The sequence below is a fragment of the Angustibacter speluncae genome (assembly GCF_054777815.1).
In genome coordinates, this window is sequence record NZ_BAAHAF010000095.1 from 26,976 (window position 1) to 48,072 (window position 21,097).

14 protein-coding genes are annotated in these 21,097 nt (G+C 75.2%); 8 read left to right on the forward strand and 6 right to left on the reverse strand.

Going from position 1 to position 21,097, the window contains the following annotated elements; translation table 11 throughout:
• Positions 1-50: 50 nt before the first annotated feature.
• Positions 51-908, forward strand: coding sequence for a polyphosphate kinase 2 family protein (locus tag ACYVKY_RS12335; RefSeq protein ID WP_460435286.1), 858 nt, complete (start codon positions 51-53; stop codon positions 906-908).
• A complete protein-coding gene (locus tag ACYVKY_RS12340; protein WP_460435287.1) occupies positions 895-1,497 on the forward strand; it encodes a hypothetical protein in 603 nt (200 codons plus the stop codon). Before ACYVKY_RS12335 ends, ACYVKY_RS12340 begins: the two co-directional genes overlap by 14 nt.
• On the opposite strand, the gene ACYVKY_RS12345 is transcribed toward ACYVKY_RS12340, so the two are convergent.
• On the reverse strand, positions 1,494-3,617 hold the full coding sequence (locus tag ACYVKY_RS12345; protein WP_460435288.1) for an alpha/beta fold hydrolase: 2,124 nt from the start codon (positions 3,615-3,617) through the stop codon (positions 1,494-1,496). The genes ACYVKY_RS12340 and ACYVKY_RS12345 overlap by 4 nt on opposite strands.
• Before the next feature lie 25 nt (positions 3,618-3,642).
• Positions 3,643-4,740, reverse strand: coding sequence for a class I SAM-dependent methyltransferase (locus ACYVKY_RS12350; RefSeq protein WP_460435289.1), 1,098 nt, complete (start codon positions 4,738-4,740; stop codon positions 3,643-3,645).
• 120 nt (positions 4,741-4,860) lie between these two features.
• On the opposite strand from ACYVKY_RS12350, the gene ACYVKY_RS12355 reads away from it, so the two are divergent.
• Positions 4,861-7,599 (forward strand): helix-turn-helix transcriptional regulator, encoded by a 2,739-nt coding sequence (locus tag ACYVKY_RS12355; protein WP_460435290.1) that lies wholly within the window; start codon positions 4,861-4,863, stop codon positions 7,597-7,599.
• Here ACYVKY_RS12355 and treY read toward each other — a convergent pair.
• The 3 genes from treY to ACYVKY_RS12370 all read right to left on the reverse strand — a co-directional run bounded on the left by treY (position 7,596) and on the right by ACYVKY_RS12370 (position 14,188).
• Positions 7,596-10,151, reverse strand: a complete 2,556-nt coding sequence (gene treY, locus ACYVKY_RS12360; protein WP_460435291.1) for a malto-oligosyltrehalose synthase — start codon at positions 10,149-10,151, stop codon at positions 7,596-7,598. The genes ACYVKY_RS12355 and treY overlap by 4 nt on opposite strands.
• A complete protein-coding gene (gene glgX / locus ACYVKY_RS12365; protein WP_460435292.1) occupies positions 10,148-12,397 on the reverse strand; it encodes a glycogen debranching protein in 2,250 nt (749 codons plus the stop codon). Before glgX ends, treY begins: the two co-directional genes overlap by 4 nt.
• A gap of 93 nt (positions 12,398-12,490) precedes the next feature.
• A complete protein-coding gene (locus ACYVKY_RS12370) occupies positions 12,491-14,188 on the reverse strand; it encodes an acyl-CoA dehydrogenase family protein (protein ID WP_460435293.1) in 1,698 nt (565 codons plus the stop codon).
• Positions 14,189-14,260: 72 nt separating this feature from the next.
• Between ACYVKY_RS12370 and ACYVKY_RS12375 the strand changes: the two genes are divergently transcribed.
• From ACYVKY_RS12375 to ACYVKY_RS12395, 5 genes are all read left to right on the forward strand, one after another.
• The gene (locus ACYVKY_RS12375; protein ID WP_460435294.1) at positions 14,261-15,343 is read left to right on the forward strand and encodes a YihY/virulence factor BrkB family protein; all 1,083 of its coding nucleotides are present in this window, start codon (positions 14,261-14,263) and stop codon (positions 15,341-15,343) included.
• 166 nt (positions 15,344-15,509) lie between these two features.
• Entirely contained in the window at positions 15,510-16,688 is a 1,179-nt protein-coding gene (gene rsgA / locus ACYVKY_RS12380) for a ribosome small subunit-dependent GTPase A (RefSeq protein ID WP_460435295.1), read from the forward strand.
• A gap of 33 nt (positions 16,689-16,721) precedes the next feature.
• Positions 16,722-17,186, forward strand: a complete 465-nt coding sequence (locus tag ACYVKY_RS12385; RefSeq protein ID WP_460435296.1) for a hypothetical protein — start codon at positions 16,722-16,724, stop codon at positions 17,184-17,186.
• Positions 17,187-17,420: 234 nt separating this feature from the next.
• A complete protein-coding gene (locus ACYVKY_RS12390; RefSeq protein ID WP_460435297.1) occupies positions 17,421-17,762 on the forward strand; it encodes an S-adenosylmethionine decarboxylase in 342 nt (113 codons plus the stop codon).
• Positions 17,762-18,520, forward strand: coding sequence for a hypothetical protein (locus tag ACYVKY_RS12395; protein WP_460435298.1), 759 nt, complete (start codon positions 17,762-17,764; stop codon positions 18,518-18,520). The genes ACYVKY_RS12390 and ACYVKY_RS12395 overlap by 1 nt, the downstream gene beginning before the upstream one ends.
• On the opposite strand, the gene ACYVKY_RS12400 is transcribed toward ACYVKY_RS12395, so the two are convergent.
• Positions 18,491-20,809, reverse strand: a complete 2,319-nt coding sequence (locus ACYVKY_RS12400) for a putative bifunctional diguanylate cyclase/phosphodiesterase (RefSeq protein ID WP_460435299.1) — start codon at positions 20,807-20,809, stop codon at positions 18,491-18,493. The two genes, ACYVKY_RS12395 and ACYVKY_RS12400, sit on opposite strands and share 30 nt — an antisense overlap.
• Between the last annotated feature and the right edge of the window lie 288 nt (positions 20,810-21,097).

Below are 21,097 nucleotides of genomic sequence, written 5' to 3' on the forward strand. Positions count from 1 at the left end.
GGTGCTCGACGGTGCAGCCCGCCACATCGTGACACCACTAGGGTCGGCCCATGGCGAAGACCGAGGCTGACGCACCGCAGCAGGTGGCCGACGTGCTGGCGGTGGGCGAGGTGTTCCGGCTCGACGACGTCGACACCCGCTCCACGCCCGGGTTCGGCGGCGACAAGGCCGCAGGGCAGGCCGCGCTCGCCGCGGGCACCGACGAGCTGTCCGCCCTGCAGGAGCGGCTGTTCGCCGAGGGCACCTCGGACGGCACCCGCTCGGTGCTGCTCGTCGTGCAGGGCATGGACACCTCGGGCAAGGGCGGCATCATGCGCCACGTCATGGGCGCCGTCGACCCGCAGGGCGTGCACCTGCGGTCGTTCAAGGCCCCGACGGAGGAGGAGCTCGCGCACGACTTCCTCTGGCGCATCGAGCGCGCGCTGCCGCGTCCGGGCCTGATCGGGGTGTTCGACCGCTCGCACTACGAGGACGTGCTCATCGCCCGGGTGCGTTCGCTGGTGCCGCGGCACGTCGTCGACGCGAGGTACGAGCAGATCAAAGAGTTCGAGCAGCGCCTGGTGGCGCGGGGCACCACGGTCGTCAAGGTGATGCTGCACATCTCCAAGGGCGAGCAGAAGGAGCGCCTGGCCGAGCGGCTCGAGCGTCCCGACAAGTACTGGAAGTACAACCCCGGCGACGTCGACGAGCGGCTCCGGTGGGACGACTACCAGGAGGCGTACCAGCTCGCGCTGACCCGGTGCTCCACCCCGCAGGCCCGCTGGCACGTCGTACCGGCCGACCGGAAGTGGTACGCGCGCTGGGCGGTGCAGCAGCTGCTGCTCGACGCCCTCACCGACCTCGACCCGCAGTGGCCCCCCGCCGAGTTCGACGTCGAGGCCGAGCAGGCGCGCCTTGCCGCCTCCTGAGGGCGACCACGGCACGACGGCGCCCTCGCTGACCGTCGGGCCCCGCGCGCGCGACCTGTGGGCCGGCGCGGTCGGGGTCGTCCCGGCCGCGGCCGTGCTGGTCCTCGCGACGCTGCTCGACGTGCGCCACCCCGCGGTCCTGGTGCTCGCTGCCGTCTCGGCGCTGGCGGCCGGCACCGCCGCCGTGCTCCGAGCCCGCACCGTCGTCGGTCCGGAGGGCGTCGACCGCCGCGAGCTGCTGCGCGCCGAGCACCTCCCGTGGGACCGCGTGCTGCTCGCCGCAGTCGGCCGGTGGGAGCGGCCCGGTACCGGCGGTCCCGGTTCCGGGGCCGGCGAGACCTGGCTGTACGTCACCGGGCAGGGCGCCGACGGGACCTACGAGCAGGTGCCGCTCGTGTCGACGCGGTCGCTGCGCCGGCTCGAGGCCTCCCGCACCCGGGCGGGGCGGCGGTCGCAGGCGCAGTGGCGGTCGGCGATCGCCGCGCTGGAGGCCAGGGGCCATATGGTGCGCGCCAGCCCGCAGCTCGCCCGCGAGGACCTGGCCGCGTTCGAGCGGCTGCGCGCGGAGCAGCCGGTCCGCGAGGACTAGAGCAGCTCGGCGAGCAGCCGGGCGGCCCTCGCGGCCCCGTCGCCCGCCACCGGTCGGTACGACACCTCCTGCCCCACCTCGGTCAGGACCAGCTCCGCGAGACGGTCCGGCTCGCAGGCCTCCTCGTAGTCGACGTGCCGCCCGGCCCGGTACCGGTCGAGCCGGTGCCGCACGTGCAGCTGCTGCTCGAAGTGGTGCCGCAGGGGCACCCGCAGGAACGGCCGCCCGGTCGCGGTGAGCTCCATGCAGGTCGTCAGACCGCCCTGCACCACGGCGAGGTCGGACGCCGCCAGGTGCCGGTGCAGGTCGGGGACGTGGCCGACCACCCGCGCACCGCGCCGCCGCGGCAGCGACCGCGGGTCGATGCGGGGGCCGGCGACCACGACGAACCGCAGGTCGGGCGCCTGCCGGCGCACCAGCGGCACGGCGTCCAGCACGCGGCGCAGCAGGTGGTGCCCGACGCCCGACCCGCCCACCGACACCACGCACACCCGCTCGTCCTCCCGGTACCCCAGGTCGGCGCGCAGCGCACCGCGGTCGAGCAGTCCCGACGGGTCGAAACCCGTGACGTACCCGGCGAAGTCGAAGTGCTCGTCGGTCCACGCGCGGATCGACGGCAGGCCGGGCCCGAACTCGTCGGGCACGACGTCGTCCGGGTCGCCGACGAACACGGACCGGTCGCGCACCCACCGGAAGCGCTCGCGCTGCTCGAGCATCTCCGCGTTGTGGTCAGCGACCAGCCTGCGCTCCTCGGGTCCGGCACCCGGAACGGGCAGCCACCCGACGAAGTCCGTCATCCAGGCGAACGCGAACCGCTTCAGCGACGGGTTCTCGTGCAGCAGGTGGTCGACGTCCCAGGCCTCGTCACCCACCACGAGGTCGTACGGCGTCTCGCGCACCACCTCGTCGAACACCATGAAGTTCGCGACGAGCACCTCGTCCATCGAGCGGATGGCGTCGAACGCGTGCAGGTCGTGCTCGTGCGCGACGTCCTCGACGTGCTGGGACTCCGACAGCAGCCAGCGCGACGCCGGGTGCACCCGCTCGCCCGCCTGCTCGAGCACGGCGGTCACCGGGTGCTGCGCCAGCCAGTCGACCTCGACGTCGGGGTGCAGCGTGCGCAGCTCCTGGGCGACGGCCAGGTCGCGGCGGGCGTGGCCGAGCCCGATCGGCGAGGACAGGTAGAGCACCCGCCGGGGACGGTGCCGCGCCGACGGCCGTACGACCTGCGGCGCCGGGGGAGGGGGTGCGACCCGCCCCAGGAAGTCGTCGAGCAGGTGGTTCACCGCGACCGGGTCGCGCGACATCGGCCCGTGCCCCGACCCCCCGAGCAGCACCAGCGAGCCACCGGTCAGCTCGGCGACGCGGCGCCCGACCTCGGACCGGGTGACGCGGTCGTCGGTGCCGTGCACGACGACCACGGGGCACCGCACCCGCGCGCACAGGTCGGCGGGGTCGGCGGTGACGGCGCCGTCGGCCCCGCCCCAGGCGGCGACGGTGTCGACCAGCACCTCCGGCGAGGTCTCCAGGCCCCACCGGACGCAGTCCTCGACCTGCTGGGTCGAGTGCGGCTCGGGGAACATCTGGTCGAAGAAGAAGTCCAGGAAGTCTCGGTACCCGCCGTCGAGCCAGTGCCGCCGGTTGTACTTCTCCCACCCCTGCGGGTCGGTGACCGGGCTGTCCCACCCCTCGCGCGTGCCGACCCCGGGGCTCGGACCGACGAGGAACAGCCCGAGCACGTTCTCCGGGTGCTCGGCGGCCACCCCGAGCGACCACGCCGCACCGCGCGACAAGCCCACGAGCACCGCCTGCTCGGTGCCGGTGGCGGCCAGCACCGCGACGGTGTCGGCGACGAAGCGGTCGTGCCCGTACGACGCCGGCCCGGACGGTCGCCCGGACCGTCCGCAGCCGCGCCCGTCGAACGTCACCACCCGGTGGTGCCGGGCGAGGTGGGCGACCTGCCCCTTCCAGAACCGCGAGTGGATGATCGACCAGGTCGGCATCAGCACCACGGTCGTGGGACCCGAACCGAAGACGCGCCAGGCGATCTCGACGCCGTCCTCCGACAGCGCCGTCCCCTCCGCGTCCGGCTTCCTGGCCCACCGCTCCACGTTCCTCATGGTCGCCCTCCCCGCAGCCCCCGCGCTACGGCCGCACCTCGTAGACGGTGTTGAACGGCGTCCCGGCCACGGCGGCGAACCGGGTGAAGCCGGCGGCGGTGACGACGTCGCGCAGCCGGGCCGGGCCCGCCTGGGTGCCGATCGCGAGGCCGACGTCCTGCGACAGCGACGCAGGTGTGCACAGCAGCGTCGAGAAGCCGTAGTAGGCCCGACCGATCGGGTGCAGGTTGTCCTCGACACGCTCTCCCGCAGCAGGTTCCACCAGCATCCAGGTGCCGTCGTCGGCCAGCGCCTCGCGCACCCGGCGCGCCGCCCCGACCGGGTCGCCCATGTCGTGCAGGGCGTCGAAGGTCGTGACGAGGTCGTAGGGGCCGCCGTCGAGGGCCTGCGCCGACGCCGTGACGAAGCTCGTGCGCCCGGCCACGCCCGCCTCCTCCGCCCGCTCGCGCGCCACCGCGATCGACGCGTCGTGGTAGTCCGACCCGATGAACTGCGACGCCGGGAACGCCTGCGCCATCAGCACCGTCGAGGCCCCGTGCCCGCAGCCGACGTCGGCGACGCGGGCACCGCGACCGAGCCGTTCGACGACGCCGTCGAGCGCCGGCAGCCACTCGGCCACCAGGTGCGCGTGGTAGCCCGGCCGGAAGAACCGCTCGCAGCCGACGTGCACGTCGCTCACGTGCTCGTGCCAGCCGACGCCCGAGCCGCTGCGCGCCGCCTCCAGGACGTGGTCGGTGTCGTGCACCGTGCCGAGCGCGATCTGGAAGAAGCCCGGCAGGAACGCGGGGCTGTCCTCGTCGGTGAGCGCGACGGCCTGCTCGGCCGGGAGCCGGTAGGTGGCCGACGCCGGGTCGTACTCGACGTAGCCGCCGGCCGCCTGCGCGTTGAGCCACTCCCGGGCGTAGGGCTCCCCGGTGCCGGTGTCGTCGGCGAGCCGGGCCGGCGTCGTCGGCCCCGAGGCCACCATCGCGCGGTAGTAGCCGAGCTTGTCGCCCATCACGACCAGCGCCGCGTTGAGCGTGGCGCCCACCTCGTCGACCGCCTTCAGCACGAACGCCATCAGGCGGTCGGGGTCGACGGCGCCGGTGGTGGCGTCGTCGGCGCGGTCCTGCAGCTCGGTCATGTCGTCCTCCGCTCGTCCTGCCGGCACCGGGCGGCGCCGTCCACGTGCCGGGGACGCTAGGGACGGCCGGACCGCCCGGGCATCAGGGAACCCCCCTGGGAACCGCCCTAGACTCCCCGCGTGCTGGTCGGACGCGAGCACGAGCGGCAGGTCGTGGACCGCGTGCTCGCCGCGGCCCGGGTCGGCCGCAGCGGCGCGCTGCTGCTGACGGGCGAGCCCGGGATCGGCAAGAGCGCGGTGCTCGACGACGTGCGCGCCCGGGCGGGCGGGATGCGCGTGCTCGAGCTGCGCGGGGCCGTCGCGGAGCGGGAGCTCTCGTTCGCCGGCCTGCACCAGCTCTGCGCGCCCCTGCTCGACCTGCTCGAGCGCCTCCCGGCCCCGCAGCAGGAGGCGCTCGGGGTCGCCCTGCGCACCCGCAGCGGGACGAGCCCCGACCGGCTCGGGGTCGGCGTCGCGACCCTCGGGCTGCTCAGCCGGGCCGCCGACGACGACCCCCTGCTCGTGCTCGTGGACGACGCGCACCTGCTCGACCGGCCGTCGGCGGAGGCGCTCGCGTTCGTCGCCCGTCGGCTCGTCACCGACCGGCTCGCGCTGCTGGTGGCGATGCGGCCCGACGAGCAGTCGCCCCTCGCCGGTGCCGGGCTCGAGCCGTTGCCGCTGACCGGGCTGGACGTCGAGGCCGCCCGGCTGCTGGTCGGCGGCACCCGCGACCGCGCCGCGCACCTGCACCGGGCCACCGCGGGCAACCCGCTCGCGCTGCTCGAGCTGGCGGCGCGGCCGCAGGCGCTGCGCGGGTCGGAGAGCGGCGCGCCGGTCGCGCTGGAGCGCGGGCTGCAGGACGCGTTCGCAGCCCGTGCGTCCGACCTGCCGGACGACGCCCAGCAGGTGCTGCTGCTCGCCGCCGCCGGGACGCACGACCTGGCGCTGCTCGACCTCGCCTGCCGGGCAACAGGTCTGGACGTCGGTGCCCTCGTCCACGCCGAGCGGGCGGGACTGGTGGTGGTGGGGCCGGGGACGGTCGAGTTCCGGCACCCGCTCGTGCGGGCTGCCGTGCACGGCGCCGCCGACCCTGCGCGCCGGCGCGAGGCGCACCGGGCGCTGGCCGACGCGCTGGCGGTGGCGCAGGGCCCGGCACCCTCGGCGGCCACCCAGGAGCGCCGGGCGTGGCACCTAGCCGAGTCCGTGCTCGGGCCCGACGAGGACGTCGCGACCACCCTGGTCGCGGCCGCGGAGGGTGCCGGTGGGCGGGGGGCGCACGCGGTGGCGGCCGCGCTGCTGGAGCGGGCCGCGGTGCTCTCGCCGGACCCGGCCGACCGGACGGTGAGGGTGCTCGACGCGGCGGCCGGCGCGTGGCTGGCCGGGCTGCCCCGCCGCGCGACCGCGCTGCTCGACCGCGTCGAGGCGTCCGCGTCGCCGGTGCAGGCCGTGCGGGTGAGTGAGCTCCGGGGCGCCGTCGAGGCCCGCGCCGGGTCCCTGCCGGTCGCCCGCGACCTGCTGCTCGCCGGTGCCGAGCGCGCCGCCGGGATCGACCCCGACCGGGCGGTGCTCCTGCTCGCCGACGCCGTGCACGCCTGCTTCTACCTCGGCGACACCGCGCACGCGGTCGCCGCGGCCGACCGCGTGCTCGACCTGCTCGGCCCGAGGACGACCGCCCCCGTGCGCGGCGTCGGCCTGGTCGCCGCGGGCGCCGCCCACGTCCTGGCCGGGTCCGGCGACCGCGGTGCCGAGCTCGTCCGCATGGGGCTGGCCGTGCCGGCGACCCCGGGGGTCGACGACCCGCTGCGGGTGCAGTGGGCGGTGCTCGGCCCGATGTTCCTGCGCGAGGGGACGGCGCGCGACCGGTTGGGCGCCGTGGTCGACCGGCTCCGCCGAGGGGCGGCGTCGGCGCACCTGGCGATGCTGCTCGGGACGGTGGCGCGCGACGACGCGACGTCAGACCGCTGGGCCGACGCCGAGGCCGGCTACCTCGAGGCCGCCCGGCTCGCCGACGAGCTGGGCCAGAGCACCGACGCCGCGTTCGCGCTCGCCGGCCTGGCCTGGCTGCAGGCCCGGCGCGGCGAGGACGAGCAGGCGCGCGAGGCCGCCGCCCGGGCCGACGCGCTGGGGGAGCGGCACGAGGTGCACCTGGCCCGGGCCTGGGCGGCATCGGCCCTCGGTGACCTCGAGGCCGGAGCCGGTCGGGTGGCGGCGGCCGAGGAGCGCTACCGGTCGCTGCTGTCCCTGCTCGACCGGCTCGGTCTCGGCGATCCCGACCTGTCACCCGTCCCCGAGCTGGTCGAGACCTGCTGGGCCGCAGGGCGTCCCGACGAGGCGGCAGCGCTGGCCGACACGTACCTGATCGCGGCGCAGGACAAGGGGCAGCCGTGGTCGCTGGCGCGGGCGCACCGCGCTGTCGGGACGTCCCGGCCGGACGGCGTCGACGAGGCGCACCTCGAGGCCGCGCTCGCCCACCACGCCCGCACCGCCGACGTCTACGAGACCGCCCGCACGCGAATGGCGTTCGGCGCCCGCCTGCGTCGGGACCGGCGTCCCACCGACGCCCGGCCGCTGCTCGAGGCGGTGCTGGCCGACCTCGTCCGGCTCGGTGCGCGGCCGTGGGCCGACCGCGCCGCGGCCGAGCTGCGGGCCACCGGCCGGACGGTGCGCCGGCGCAGCACCGGGCCCGTCGAGCAGCTGACGCCGCAGGAGCGGCAGACCGCGCAGGTGATCGCGACCGGGCTCACCACGCGCGAGGCCGCGGCGGCGCTGTTCCTCAGCCCCAAGACGGTCGAGTTCCACCTGCGCAACGTGTACATCAAGCTCGGCATCCGCTCCCGCGACGAGCTCGCGCGCGCGATGGCCGCGCTGGAGGGTGCCTAGCGCGCGTCCTCGACGCGGACCAGCAGCGCCACCGGCAGCGCCGTCAGCAGCTCGCCGAGCCGCACGGGCGCGCCGCCGTCGACGTCGCGACCGGTCAGCAGGTCGTGCCAGCGCCCCTCGGGCAGGGCCACCGTGTGCTCGCCCCAGCCACCGAGGTCGTCGAGCTCCTTCGCCAGCCGGGTCGCGAGCGTCACCACCCGCGGCCCGCCGTCGTCGGTGCGTGTGAACGCCACCACGTGACCGGTGGTGGTCGGCAGCGGCGCGTACCCCGCACCGGTGCCGACGAACGCCTCCGGGTGGTCGCGCCGCAGCCGCAGCGCCCGTGAGGTGACCAGCAGCTTCTCCTCGTCGAGGCCGCGCGGCGCCTGCCCGGCGTCGAGGCGCTCGAGCCGGGCACCGCGGTCGACGAGGTCGACCGGACGCCGGTTGTCGGGGTCGACGAGCGAGGACTCGACCAGCTCGGTGCCCTGGTAGACGTCGGGGACGCCGGCGGTGGTGAGCTGGACGAGCTTCTGGCCCAGCACGCCGACCCGCACCAGGTCGGCGGTCGCCGCGACGAACGCCCGCACCCCGTCGACGAGGTCGGCCGACCCGAGCACACCGGTGGCGAACGCGGCGACCGCCTGCTCGTACGGCTCGTCGACGGCCGTCCAGGTGGTGCGCACCTTGGCCTCGCGCACCGCCTTGGTGAGGTAGGTGAGCAGCCGCTCGGACGAGATCGGCTCGTCGGCGACGTGGTCCCACGTCGCGATCAGGGTCTGCCAGACGAGGTACTCCGTGGGCCCGTCGAGCAGGGGCGAGCGCACGTCGGCCGAGGCCGCGTGCCACGCGCGCACCGACTCGTCCCACAGCCCGGGCACCTCCGACAGCACGGCGAGGCGCGCCCGGGCGTCCTCGGCGCGCTTGGTGTCGTGCGTCGACAGCGTCGTCATGGCGGTGGGCCAGTGGGTCAGCTGCCGCTCGGCCCACGCGTGCACCTGCTCGGGGCTGACCCCGAACCGGTCGGGGTCGCCCCCGACCTCGTTGAGGGCGAGCAGCCGGAACGAGCGGTAGTACGCGGTGTCCTCGATGCCCTTGGCCATCACCGGCCCGCAGGTCTGCTGGAACCGCACGACCAGCTCGGCGCGGTCGGCGTCGCCGCTGCGGCCCGCGCTGCCGGCCTCGTGCCCGAGCACGAGGTCGACGACCAGGTCGAGGGTCTCGTGCAGGTCGTCGGGCAGCCGCTCGCGCGCCAGGTCGGCGGCGTGCCGCACCACCTCGACCTGCGCCGGGGGGGCCTGCTCACCGGGCACGACGTAGGCGCGGTACCGGTCGAAGGCGACCAGCAGCGCGGTGACCACGGCCTCGAGCCCGCGGCGGGTGTGGTCGCGCAGCCGGATGTCGGCGGAGGTGATGCCGACCAGCAGCTCGACGAGGCGGTGCACCTCGGCGTAGAGGCCGCCGCGCACGACCTCGTGCTTGGCCAGCTCGACGACGTGGTGCATGTCGCGCAGCAGGTCGGGGTCGTCGCCGGCGAACTGCGACCAGGTCGCTTGCAGCGCACCGGCTGCCGACGGGTGCACGAACAGGCCACCCACCCGCAGCAGGGCGTCGTACCCGGTGGTGCCGGCGCACGGCCAGTCGTCGGGCAGCGGCTCCTCGCCCTCGAGGATCTTCTCGACGACGACCCAGGAGCCGCCGGTGGCCTCGGCCAGCCGGCGCAGGTACTGCCGCGGGTCGGCGAGCCCGTCCGGGTGGTCGATCCGCAGCCCGTCGAGCGAGCCGTCGGCGACCAGGTCGACGAGCAGCCGGTGCGTCGCCTCGAACACGTCGGGGTCCTCGACGCGGACGGCAGCCAGGGTGCCGACGTCGAAGAAGCGGCGGTAGTTCAGCTCGCTGTCACCGACCTTCCAGTGCGCGAGGCGGTACCACTGGCGGTCGACGAGCTCGGCGAGCGGCAGGTGCTCGGTGCCGGGCCGCACCGGGAACTCGTGCTCGTGGTAGCGCAGCACCGGCTCGTCACCGGTCGCGTCGAGCACGAGGTCGCCCTCGGCGAGCACCTGGCCGATGCGCGCGCCCAGCACGGGCATCAGGATGGAGCGGACGCCCTCGTCACCGGGCTCGACCTGCAGTGACGTCAGACGGGTTGCGCCCCAGTCGATGTCGAACCAGGACGCGAAGGGGGAGTGCGGCCCCTCGCGCAGCACCGACCACAGCTGGCTGTTCAGCCGCACCGGCACCGGCACCACCATGTGGTTCGGCACGACGTCGGCCACGACCCCGAGCCCGTGCTCGCGCAGCGCCGACACCATCGCGTCGAACGCCTCGCGCCCACCCGCCTCCGGCGACAGCCGCGAGTGGTCGAGCACGTCGTAGCCGTGCGTCGACCCGGGGGCGGCGGCCAGCACCGGCGACAGGTAGGCGTGGGTCACGCCGAGCGAGGCGAGGTACGGCGCCGCCCGCGCGACGTCGGCGAACGTCTGGTCGGCGTTGACCTGCAGGCGGTAGGTCGAGACCGGCACCGGCCGCCCGGCCGCCGGTCGGTGCGAGGGCCAGCGGTGCGGCTCGCTCACGCCTGCTCGGCCTCCTCGCCCTGCTCGGTCGCGGCGTCGTCGGCCTCGTTCTCGGCCGCCGTCTCGATCGCCTGCCGCACCGGGTCGATCACCGGGACGGTGGCGGCCATCTCGAGCTCGCCCGCCGGACCGGTGCCGGTGCGCGGTCGCGTCAGCACGACGGTGCTGCGCGAGGAGCAGACGACCTCGTCGTCGGACGGGAACTCGGTGCCGGTCGCGTGCCGCTCGGCGGTGTCGAAGACGACCACCCAGGTGGCGCCGTACTCGGCCGGGGGCAGCGTGAACGACAGCTTCTCGTGGTGGCCGTTGAACAGGATGAGGAACGAGTCGTCGACCACGCGCTGGCCCCGGGGGTCCGGCTCCGGGATCGCCTCGCCGTTGAGGAACACCATCAGCGAGCGGGCGTACCCGTTGCGCCAGTGCTCCTCACCCATGTGCTCACCGGTGGGCGTGAACCACGCGATGTCGCCCAGCTCGGACTCGCCCCCGTGGTCGGCGCTGCCGGCGAAGAACCGCCGGCGCCGGAACACCGGGTGCTGCTGGCGCAGCGTCACGACCGACTGCGTGAAGGCGAGCATCGACCGGCCCTCGTCGTCGAGCTGCCAGTCCATCCAGGAGATCTCGTTGTCCTGGCAGTAGACGTTGTTGTTGCCGCCCTGGCTGCGGCCGATCTCGTCGCCGTGGGCGATCATCGGCACGCCCTGGCTCAGCAGCAGCGTCGTCATCAGGTTGCGCATCTGGCGGTGCCGCAGCTTGAGGATCGCCGGGTCGTCGGTGTCGCCCTCGGCGCCGCAGTTCCACGACCGGTTGTGGCTCTCGCCGTCGTTGCCGCCCTCGCCGTTGGCGTCGTTGTGCTTCTCGTTGTACGACACCAGGTCGCGCATGGTGAAGCCGTCGTGCGCCGTGACGAAGTTGATGCTCGCGATCGGGCGGCGGCCGTCGTCCTGGTAGAGGTCGGACGAGCCGGTGATGCGCGAGGCGAACTCGCCGAGCGTGGCCGGCTCGCCCCGCCAGAAGTCGCGGACGATGTCGCGGTAGCTGCCGTTCCACTCGGTCCACAGCGGGGGGAACCCGCCGACCTGGTAGCCGCCGTCGCCGAGGTCCCACGGCTCGGCGATCAGCTTCACCTGCGAGATCACCGGGTCCTGCTGCACCAGGTCGAAGAACGCGCTCAGCCGGTCGACCTCGTGGAACTGGCGGGCCAGGGTGGCCGCGAGGTCGAAGCGGAAGCCGTCGACGTGCATGTCGAGCACCCAGTACCGCAGCGAGTCCATGATCAGCTGCAGCACGTGCGGGTGCCGCATCAGCAGGCTGTTGCCGGTGCCGGTGGTGTCGTAGTAGTGCTGCTGCTCGTCGTCGACCAGGCGGTAGTACGCGGTGTTGTCGATGCCGCGGAAGCACAGCGTCGGGCCGTTGTGGTTGCCCTCGGCGGTGTGGTTGTAGACGACGTCGAGGATGACCTCGATGCCGGCGGCGTGCAGCGCCTTGACCATCGCCTTGAACTCCTGCACCTGCTGGCCGCGGGTGCCGTTGCTGGAGTAGGCGTTGTGCGGGGCGAAGAACCCGATCGTGTTGTAGCCCCAGTAGTTCGCGAGGCCCTTCTCCTGCAGGTGCGTGTCCTGCACGAACTGGTGCACCGGCATCAGCTCGATCGCGGTGACGCCCAGGCCCCTGAGGTGGTCGATCATCGCCGGGTGGCCGATGCCGGCGTAGGTGCCGCGGATCTCGTCCGGGATGCCGGGGTGGGTCTGGGTGAGGCCCTTGACGTGCGCCTCGTAGATCACCGTGTTGTGGTACTCGTGCCGCGGCAGGCGGTCGTCGGCCCAGTCGAAGAACGGGTTGATGACGACCGACAGCATCGTGTGACCGAGGCTGTCGTCGGTGTTGCGCTCCTCCGGGTCGTCGAACCGGTACGAGAACAGCGACGGGTCGCCGTCGACCTGGCCGTCGACCGCCTTGGCGTAGGGGTCGAGCAGCAGCTTCGAGGGGTCGCAGCGCAGGCCCTTCTCCGGCTCGTACGGGCCGTGCACGCGGTAGCCGTAGCGCTGGCCCGGCTGCACCGAGGGCAGGTAGACGTGCCAGACGAAGCCGTCGACCTCGGTGAGGTCGATGCACTCCTGCGTGCCGTCGTCGGCGATCAGGCACAGGACGACCCGCTCGGCGACCTCCGAGAAGAGGGCGAAGTTCGTCCCGCTCCCGTCGTAGGTCGCCCCGAGGGGGTAGGGCTTGCCGGGCCAGATCTGCACGCGTTGCTCCGTGTGGTCAGTGGGGTGGTGCGAGGGGGTGGTGCCAGGGGTGGTGCGCGACGCTGCGCAGGGGTGGTGCCCTCCGAGGATGGCCTAGACCGCGACCGCCCGCTCGACGACCTCGCGGGTGGTGCGCTCGCCGACGGGCAGCGTGCCGAGGCACGACCCGCCCTGCCGCTCGACCCGGGTCGCGAGGAAGGCGTCGGCCACCTTGCGGGTGCTGAACCGCACCAGCAGGGACGCCTGCAGGGTCACCGCGAGGCGCTCGACCAGCCAGCGGGCGGCGCCGGTGACCGACGCCGGGTCGGTCGCGAGCTCCTGCGCGGCCGAGCGGAGGGTGCCGCTCACCTCGTCGAGCACGGCGTCGAGCCGGCGGGACGCGCCGCGGGCCGCGTGCAGCTCGGCCACGACGGCGTCGAGCGACTCGGGGTGGCGGCCGAGGCTGCGCAGCACGTCGAGGGCGACCACGTTGCCCGAGCCCTCCCACACCGAGTTCAGCGGCGACTCGCGGAAGAGGCGGGCCATGCCGTTCTCCTCGACGTAGCCGTTGCCGCCGAGGCACTCCAGCGCCTCGGCCGCGACGAACGGGGTGCGCTTGCAGACCCAGTACTTGCCGACGGCGACGCCGACCCGCAGCAGCGCCCGCTCGCCGCTGTCGCCGGCCGCGGCGGCGTCGGCCGCGGCGGCCAGGCGCAGCCCGAGCACGGTGGCGGCCTCGGACTCGATCGCGAGGTCGGCGAGCACGTTCGACATCAGCGGCTGGTCGACCAGCAGCGACCCGAACGCCCTCCGGTGCCGCGCGTGGTGCACCGCGCCCACCAACCCGGCGCGCATGGTGGCGGCCGACCCCACGACGCAGTCGAGGCGGGTGGCGTTCACCATCGCCAGGATCGTGCGCAGCCCCTCGCCCTCGCCGCCGAGGCGCACGCCCCAGGTGCCGTCGAGCTCGACCTCGCTCGAGGCGTTGGCCCGGTTGCCGAGCTTGTCCTTGAGCCGCTGCAGGTGCCACGGGTTGCGGCTGCCGTCCTCGAGCACGCGGGGGACGACGAAGCAGGTGAGCGGGCCGTCGGCCGTGCCGACCCGGGCGAGGACGAGGAACAGGTCGCTCATCGGCGCCGAGCAGAACCACTTGTGACCGGTGAGGCGGTAGCCCTCGCCGCCCTCGAGCGGGCCGCCCGCGGTGCGGACCGCGACGGTCGAGGTGCCCGACAGGTCGGACCCGCCCTGCTTCTCGGTCATGCCCATGCCCGCGAGCGCGCCCGCCTTGTCGCGCGCGCGGCGCAGCCCGGGGTCGTAGTCGGTGGCGGCCAGCCGCGGCACCCACACGTCGGCGAGCACCGGGTCGGTGCGCAGCGCGGGCACGGCCGCCGCGGTCATCGACAGGGGGCAGGTGTGGCCGGCGTCGACCTGGCTCCACAGCAGCAGCCCCGCGGCCCGTGCGACATGGGCACCGGTGCCGGGGTCGGCCGTCCAGGCGCCGCCGCCGAGGCCGTGCTCGACCCCGACGCGCATCAGCTGGTGGTACGCGGGGTGGTACTCGACCTCGTCGAGCCGCACGCCGCGCTGGTCGTGGGTGCGCAGGACGGGCGCGTACCGCTCGGCCTGCTCGCCCCACGCGCGCGCCTTGGCACCCGCCGCGAGCTCGCCGAGCTCGGCCAGCCGGGGCTCGTGGGCGTCCGCGCCGTGCCGGGCGACCGCCTCGCGGAGCACCGCGTCACCGCTCCACAGCGACGCCGCGGCCCGGTCGGTGAGGGGCGGCACCTGGTTGGTCACGGCGTGGGTCGCGGGCACCGGACCACGGTAGTGCCCGCCGCACGGCCCGGGCGCCGGGCCGCGGCACCCCGTGCTCGCTACCGTGGCCGGGTGGCCGCCGACGGGGTGATCGGGCAGCGGTGGGCGAGTGCCCGCCGCGCGCTGGTGGACGTCGTCGACCGCGGTCCGCTGCGTCCGCTCGTGGCCCTGGTGGTGCACACGGTGCAGGTGTGCCTGCGCTACCGGGTGACCGGGCTGGCCGCCGAGTCGGGCTTCTTCGCCCTGCTGTCGCTGCCGCCGCTCGTGCTCGGGCTGGCCGGCTCGGCCGCCTGGATCGGGTCGCGGCTCGGCACCGACACCGCGCTGCAGCTGAAGAACGGACTGCGCGAGTACCTGTCGCCGTTCCTCACCGACGACGTCGTCAACACGGTGATCATCCCGACCCTCGAGGACGCCCTCGACTCGCCGCGCCTCGACCTGGTCTCGATCGGCTTCGTGCTGTCGCTGTGGTCGGGGTCGCGGGCGCTGAACGTGTACCTCGACACCATCTCGATCATGTACGGCCTCGGCGGCCACCGGAGCCTGGTGCGCACCCGGGTGCTGTCGTTCCTGCTCTACGTCCTGCTGCTCGCGCTCGGGGCGGTGACCATCCCGCTCGTCCTGGTCGGCCCGACCCTGCTCGGACGGGCGCTGCCGGCGCCGTTCGACCCCGTCCTGGTCCTCTACTGGCCCGTCGTCACCCTGCTCGGCGTCGCGCTGCTGGCCACGCTCTACCACGTGAGCGTGCCGCTGCGGACGGCCTGGCGCCGCGACCTGCCGGGTGCGCTGACCGCCCTGGTGATCTGGGTGCTGGCCAGCGCGCTGCTGCGCGCGGTGCTCGGACTCGCCCTGCCGGGCAGCGGGTCCTCGACCGCGAGCCTGTCGATCTACGGCCCGCTGACGACGCCGATCGTGGTGCTGGTGTGGCTGTACCTCGTCGCGATCGCGGTGCTCATCGGCGCGGCCGTGAACGCGGCCGTCGACGAGCTCTGGCCGCACGGCGAGCGCTCGGCCGCGCGGCGCGCCGCCGCGCTCGCGCTCACGGGCGAGGTGCCGGTCGTCGCAGGCACCCTCACGCCCGTCCGCGACACCGAGGCCGAGCAGGCGCAGGTGGCGGAGGAGGCGGGGGACCGGAGGGCGGGGAAATCGGCGTGACCCGCCGCGCGGGGCGCGCCTAGCCTCGTCGCGACGGCGCCGCACGGGCGGCACGCAGGACGGGACCCCGCGAAGGTGTCCGGGAGGAGGTGGACGGCGATGACCGCGCCCCGGGTGAGCTCGACCCCCACCAGCACGCTCCGCTCCCACAGCGAAGGACCCTCCCGTGACCACCAGCACCACCCCGTCCCCTGATCCCACCACCGCTCCCGCACCACCACCCTCCGGCCCGGCCACCCCGCTGCGGCTGCTGCGCTCCGCCGGCTGGGACGACACCTGGTCCGGCGCCGCCGACGAGGCCGCCGACCTGCTCCCGACCGCCCGCGACCTCGTCCCCGGCAGGGTCCTGCGGCCCGACCGCGGCGCCTGCGAGGTGCTGCTCGCGTCCGGCCCCGCGGTCGTCGAGTGGTCGGCCCGCGTCGCGCGCGGCGTCGACGACGACCCCACCAGCACGCCGGCGGCCGGCGACTGGGTGCTCGTCGACCCCGGCGACGCCGAGCTCGGCCTCGGCCCGTCCGTGCAGGAGGTGCTGCCGCGGCGCACCAGCGTCGTGCGGCTCCAGGTCGGCAAGAGCTCGCACGGCCAGGTGCTCGTCGCGAACGCCGACGTCGTGGCCGTGGTCGAGGCGCTCGACCCCGACCCCGACACCGCCCGCGTCGAGCGGCTGCTCGCGCTGGCCTGGGCCTCCGGCGCCACCCCCGTGCTCGTCCTCACCAAGTCGGACCTCGCGGCCGACCCGCAGGCCGTGGTCGACGAGATGAGCGAGAGCGCCCCCGGCGTCCTCGTGCTCGCCGTGTCGACCCTGGACGACGTCGGCCTCGACCCGTTGCGCGAGATGCTCGCCGCCGGCCGCACGCTCGCGTTCCTCGGGGCCTCGGGGGTCGGCAAGTCCACGCTGCTGAACGTGCTCGCCGGGCGCGACCTGATGCGCACCCAGGACCTCGGGACGATGAACAAGGGCCGGCACACCACCGTCACCCGCGAGCTGCACCTCGTGCCGGGCGGCGGGTCGCTCGTCGACACCCCCGGCATGCGCAGCATCGGGCTGTCGGGCGCCGAGGACCTCGACGACGTCTTCCCCGAGATCGAGGCGCTCGCCGGCACCTGCCGGTTCCGCGACTGCTCGCACGAGGTCGAGCCGGGCTGCGCCGTGCTCGCCGCCGTCGAGGACGGCACCGTGTCGGAGCGGCGGATGACCTCGTACCGGAAGCTGTTGCGCGAGCAGGAGTTCCAGGCCGCGCGCGTCGACCAGCGGGTGGCGGCGCAGCGCGCGGCCCGCTGGAAGCAGATTCGCGCGGGCGTCCGCGAGCAGCAGCGCCTCGAGGGCCGCCGCGGACGCCCCTGAGCCCCCGCACGCCGGTCCTGGCACCGTGGGGGAGTGACCCCGATCCGCTGGCCGTGGCGGCGCCGGCTCGACCCGCTGGGGGAGGGCGTCTGGCGCCGTGCCCACGACCGCTCCCGGCGTGCGGTCGACCGGTTCCACCAGGTGGTCGAGCCGGTGCCTGCCGGGCCGGTGCGCGCCGGGCTCGACGAGGTCGCGGCAGAGCTGGTCGGGGGTCTCGACCGCGTCCGCGCGCTGTGCGTGCGCGCCCAGGCCGAGGCGCCGAGCGCGGGCCTGGAGGTGCCGCGCGGGCCCGACGGGCACCACCCGGAGCTGCACCGGGCCGTCTCGCGGTGGGCCGCGGTGGCCGCGCAGGCGTCGATGGCCGCGACGTCGGCGGCGGTCGCCGAGGACGCGGGCGACCGCGACGAGGCGCTGCGTCAGGTGGCCACCGCGCGCCGGTCGGTCGAGCTCGCGGCGACCCACCTGCCGCCCGAGGCGACGGGGGACCAGCCGGACTGACGGGGCCGACCGGATGACCGGTGGCTCACCCGGACGGGCCCCGTCGGGTGGTCCGGGGGGCCGTCCGTGGTCGGGGGGTGCGCGGAGCGGGTGACCGCGGTCGCCGTGCGTGCGGGAACCGCCCCGGGCGGCGGCGTCCCGCTGCGACGATGGTGCTCCGCCGACCCCTCCGGCGTCCTCCCCGGTGCGCCTCGGCGGCCGGGGAGTCCCTTCGGCCTTTCCGGGAGACCGACCGTGATCGACCTCGCCCCCGAGATCCACCGCCAGCGCCTCGTCGTCGAGGGCCTCGTCACCGAGTCCATCAGCGCCGAGGACATCTCGATGTACCTCGCGCAGCTGTCCAAGACGATCGACATGATCACCCTGACCGAGCCGGTCACCCACCAGTCGCCGCTGTACGGGTGGGCCGGCTGGATCCACTGGGAGACCTCGGGCGCGCACTTCTACGCGTGGGACCAGCCGCGGATGTTCTTCAGCGTCGACGTGTACGCCTGCAAGCCGTTCAGCGCCGACGCCGTCGTCGAGATGACCCGCGAGTGGTTCCGCGCCACCGAGGTCGTCGCCAAGGAGTTCTGATGGGCGCCCCGCTGCGACTGGTCTTCGACCCGGTCGGCGCCGTGCTCGAGTCGGCCCGCGAGTGCGAGGCCGAGGTGTTCCTGCGCTGGTTCGGCAACACCCGCGAGCAGCTCGCCCGCGAGTACGACCCGTACGAGGACGCCACCGTGTTCGTCGCGGTCGCCGACGAGGACGACCACGTGCTGGCGGCGGTGCGGCTGCTGGCCCCGGGCGGCCGCAGCGGCTTCAAGACCCTGGTCGACGTCGGTACCGCCCCGTGGGACGTCGACGGTGAGCGGTCGGCGCGCGCCGCCGGCATCGAGCAGGCGACGACCTGGGAGGTGGCCACGCTCGGGGTGCGCACCGGCGTGGTCGGCGGCACCCGGCTCGCGCTCGTGCTGTACCACGCGCTGATGACCGTGGCCCACGAGAACGGGATGTCGACGTTCGTCGCCGTGCTCGACGTGCGGGTGCAGCGGCTGCTCGCCTCGGTCGGCATCGTCACCCACCCGCTGCCCGGCACCGGCGTCGCCTCGTACCTCGGCTCGGCGGCGAGCGTCCCGGTGTACTGCCACTACGCGCCGATGCGCGACAACCAGCGCCGCAACCTGCCGGACGCCTACCGGCTCGTCACGCTCGGCATCGGCCTGGACGGCGTCCAGGTACCGCCGCCGGAGGCGTTCCGGCTGCGGCCGCGCGCGACGATCGGGCTGGCGGACGCCGAGCGCGGTCTCGCCGCCGCCGGCGCGTCAGCGGGACAGCTGCTCCCGACGACCTGAGCCGGTCGCCGGCGTCGCCGGGCGCGGCGGCGCCGGCCTGGCCGTCGCGGGGTGGCGCCGGCGCCAGTCGGCGACCCAGCCGAGCACCTCGTCGGCCGGCACCGGCCGGCAGACGGCGTAGCCCTGCAGGACGTCGACCCCGAGGGCGCGCAGCAGGGCTGCCGTGTCGTCGTCCTCGACCCCCTCGGCGACGAGCCGCAGCCCGAGGCCGTGCGCCATCTGCGTGGTGGTGCGCACGATCATCGCGCTGCGCTCGTCGCCCGTGACGGTCGAGACGAACGAGCGGTCGATCTTCAGCTCCTGGACGGGCAGGTCGCGCAGGTACGCGAGCGACGAGAAGCCGGTGCCGTAGTCGTCGATCGAGGTCTCGACGCCGAGGTCGCGCAGCCGCTGCAGCACCTCGCGGGCCCGCTGCGGCTCGGCGACGAACGAGTCCTCGGTCACCTCGACCGCGAGCGAGCAGGTCCCGCCCGGACCCAGGTCGGCGAGGTCGCGCACCAGGGCGTCGAGGGCGAGCCCGCCCAGCAGCTCGGGCGGGGCCCAGTTCACCGACACCCGGAACGACGCGCCCGCGGTCGCCCACTCCCGCGCCTGCCGCAGCGCCATCCGGGTCACCGCGACGGTCAGGTGCGGCATCAGGCCGGCGCGCCGGGCGTCCGGCAGGAACTCCATCGGGCCGAGCAGGCCCTCGCTGGGGTGCTCCCAGCGCACCAGCGCCTCCAGGCCGACGACGGCACCGGTGCGGGCGTCGACCTGGGGCTGGTACCAGAGCACGAGCTGGTCGAGCTCGAGCGCGTGCCGCAGCTCCTCGCCGCGCAGCAGCCGCTCGCGGGACAGGCCGTCGTGCGCGGGATCGAAGGCCAGCGTCCCGGCGCCCGACGACTTCGCCTGGTACATCGCGATGTCCGCGCGCCGCAGCAGCTCGGTGGCCGAGTCCCCGGGACGGGCGACGGCGATGCCGACCGAGGCGTCGACCGACAGGTCGAGGCCGTCGGTGCGCACCGGCGTGCGCAGCGCGCGGCGCACGTCCGCAGCGATCTCGAAGAGGGTGAGGTCGTCGGCGCCGGTGACGAGCAGGGCGAACTCGTCGCCGCCGAGCCGGCTCACCAGGACGTCGTCGTCGGCGGCCGAGCGCATCCGCTGCGCCATCAGCACCAGCAGGTGGTCGCCGACCTGGTGCCCGAGGCTGTCGTTGACGTCCTTGAAGCCGTCCAGGTCGAGCAGCAGCAGCCCGGTGGTCCCGCGACCGCCCAGCCGCTCGTCGGCGGTGGCCAGCAGGGCGCGTCGGTTGGGCAGGCCCGTCAGCTCGTCGGTGCGCGACAGCCGCAGCGCCTCGGCCGCGCCCTGCGCCTCGCGCAGCGCGAGGACGAGGCGGGCACCGGTGCAGACGAGCGCGAGCATGGCCGGGACGACGACGTAGGGCTCGAGCGGGCCCTCGGGGCGCAGCACCAGCACGGCGATCGCGACCGACGCCGCGACCAGCAGCAGGTACCCGTTCTGCGGACGGGGCTGCAGCCGGTCCTCGCGCTGCGGGGCGACGGCGGCGGCGACGAGCACGCCGAACGCGGCCCCCCACAGCGACTCGAGGTAGACGCTCGCGGCGTACTCCCCGTGGGCGGCACCGTGGGTCACCAGGCTGCTGTCGGCCACGGCCAGCAGGACGAACGCGAGGACGAGACCCGCTGTGCGCCAGGTGCGTCCGCGCAGCCCGAGCAGCACCTGGGCGACGACCAGCACGACGAGCAGGCAGTCGATGAGGGGGTAGAGCAGGGCCACCAGCAGGGCGAGGCCGTCGCCCTCGAGCGAGCTCGACAACGGGGTGAGCACCGCGAACGCGGTCAGGCAGGCGCCGGCGGTCGACAGCACCGCGGCCTCCAGCCAGACCGTCGTGACCGGCAGGCGGCGCCGGGGCACGTCGACGAGGAGGAAGGCGAACAGCCCCAGGTACGACAGCAGGTACAGCGCCTCGCCGGGCGAGGGGAACGGCACGACCTCCTGGGCCTGGCTCGCGCTGAGCGTCGCCGAGCCCGCGGCCCAGAGCACGACGCCGGAGAACAGCAGGGCCAGGGCGGGACGGCGGGCCCGGTGGCGCGCCCCGGTCACGACGACGCGGGCGAGCAGCAGGGCGAAGAAGCCGCCGGTCGTCAGCAGCAGCGCGGTACGGACGGCGGGGCCGTCGACGGGGCCGGGCAGGAGGAAGGACGAGGTGAACCCGGTCGCCGCCACGCACCAGGGCGCGACGGCGAGCAGCGTGAGCCCGTGACCCGCCAGGGGTCGCGACGCGCGCATCCTCGTCCTCCCTCCTCCGGACGGTCCCCCCGCACCGTCCTCGAGTCCCCCGACACCGTGCTCCGAGGATCGACGCCGTCACGCACCGTCTTGAGCCGCACCGGGTGGGAGCGGTCCCGCAGGCGCCCGGACGGGTGAGCGGCGACCCGTTCGGCGGCGCCGCACGCACCCGTCCGCCGCCCCTCGGCAGGGGGGCGGCTACGCGGCCGGTCCGGCGGCCCGCCCGGCGTCGGTCGCCTCGTGCCGCCGGCGCAGCACGCCGCCGAGCTCGCCCGGGGGGACGGGGCG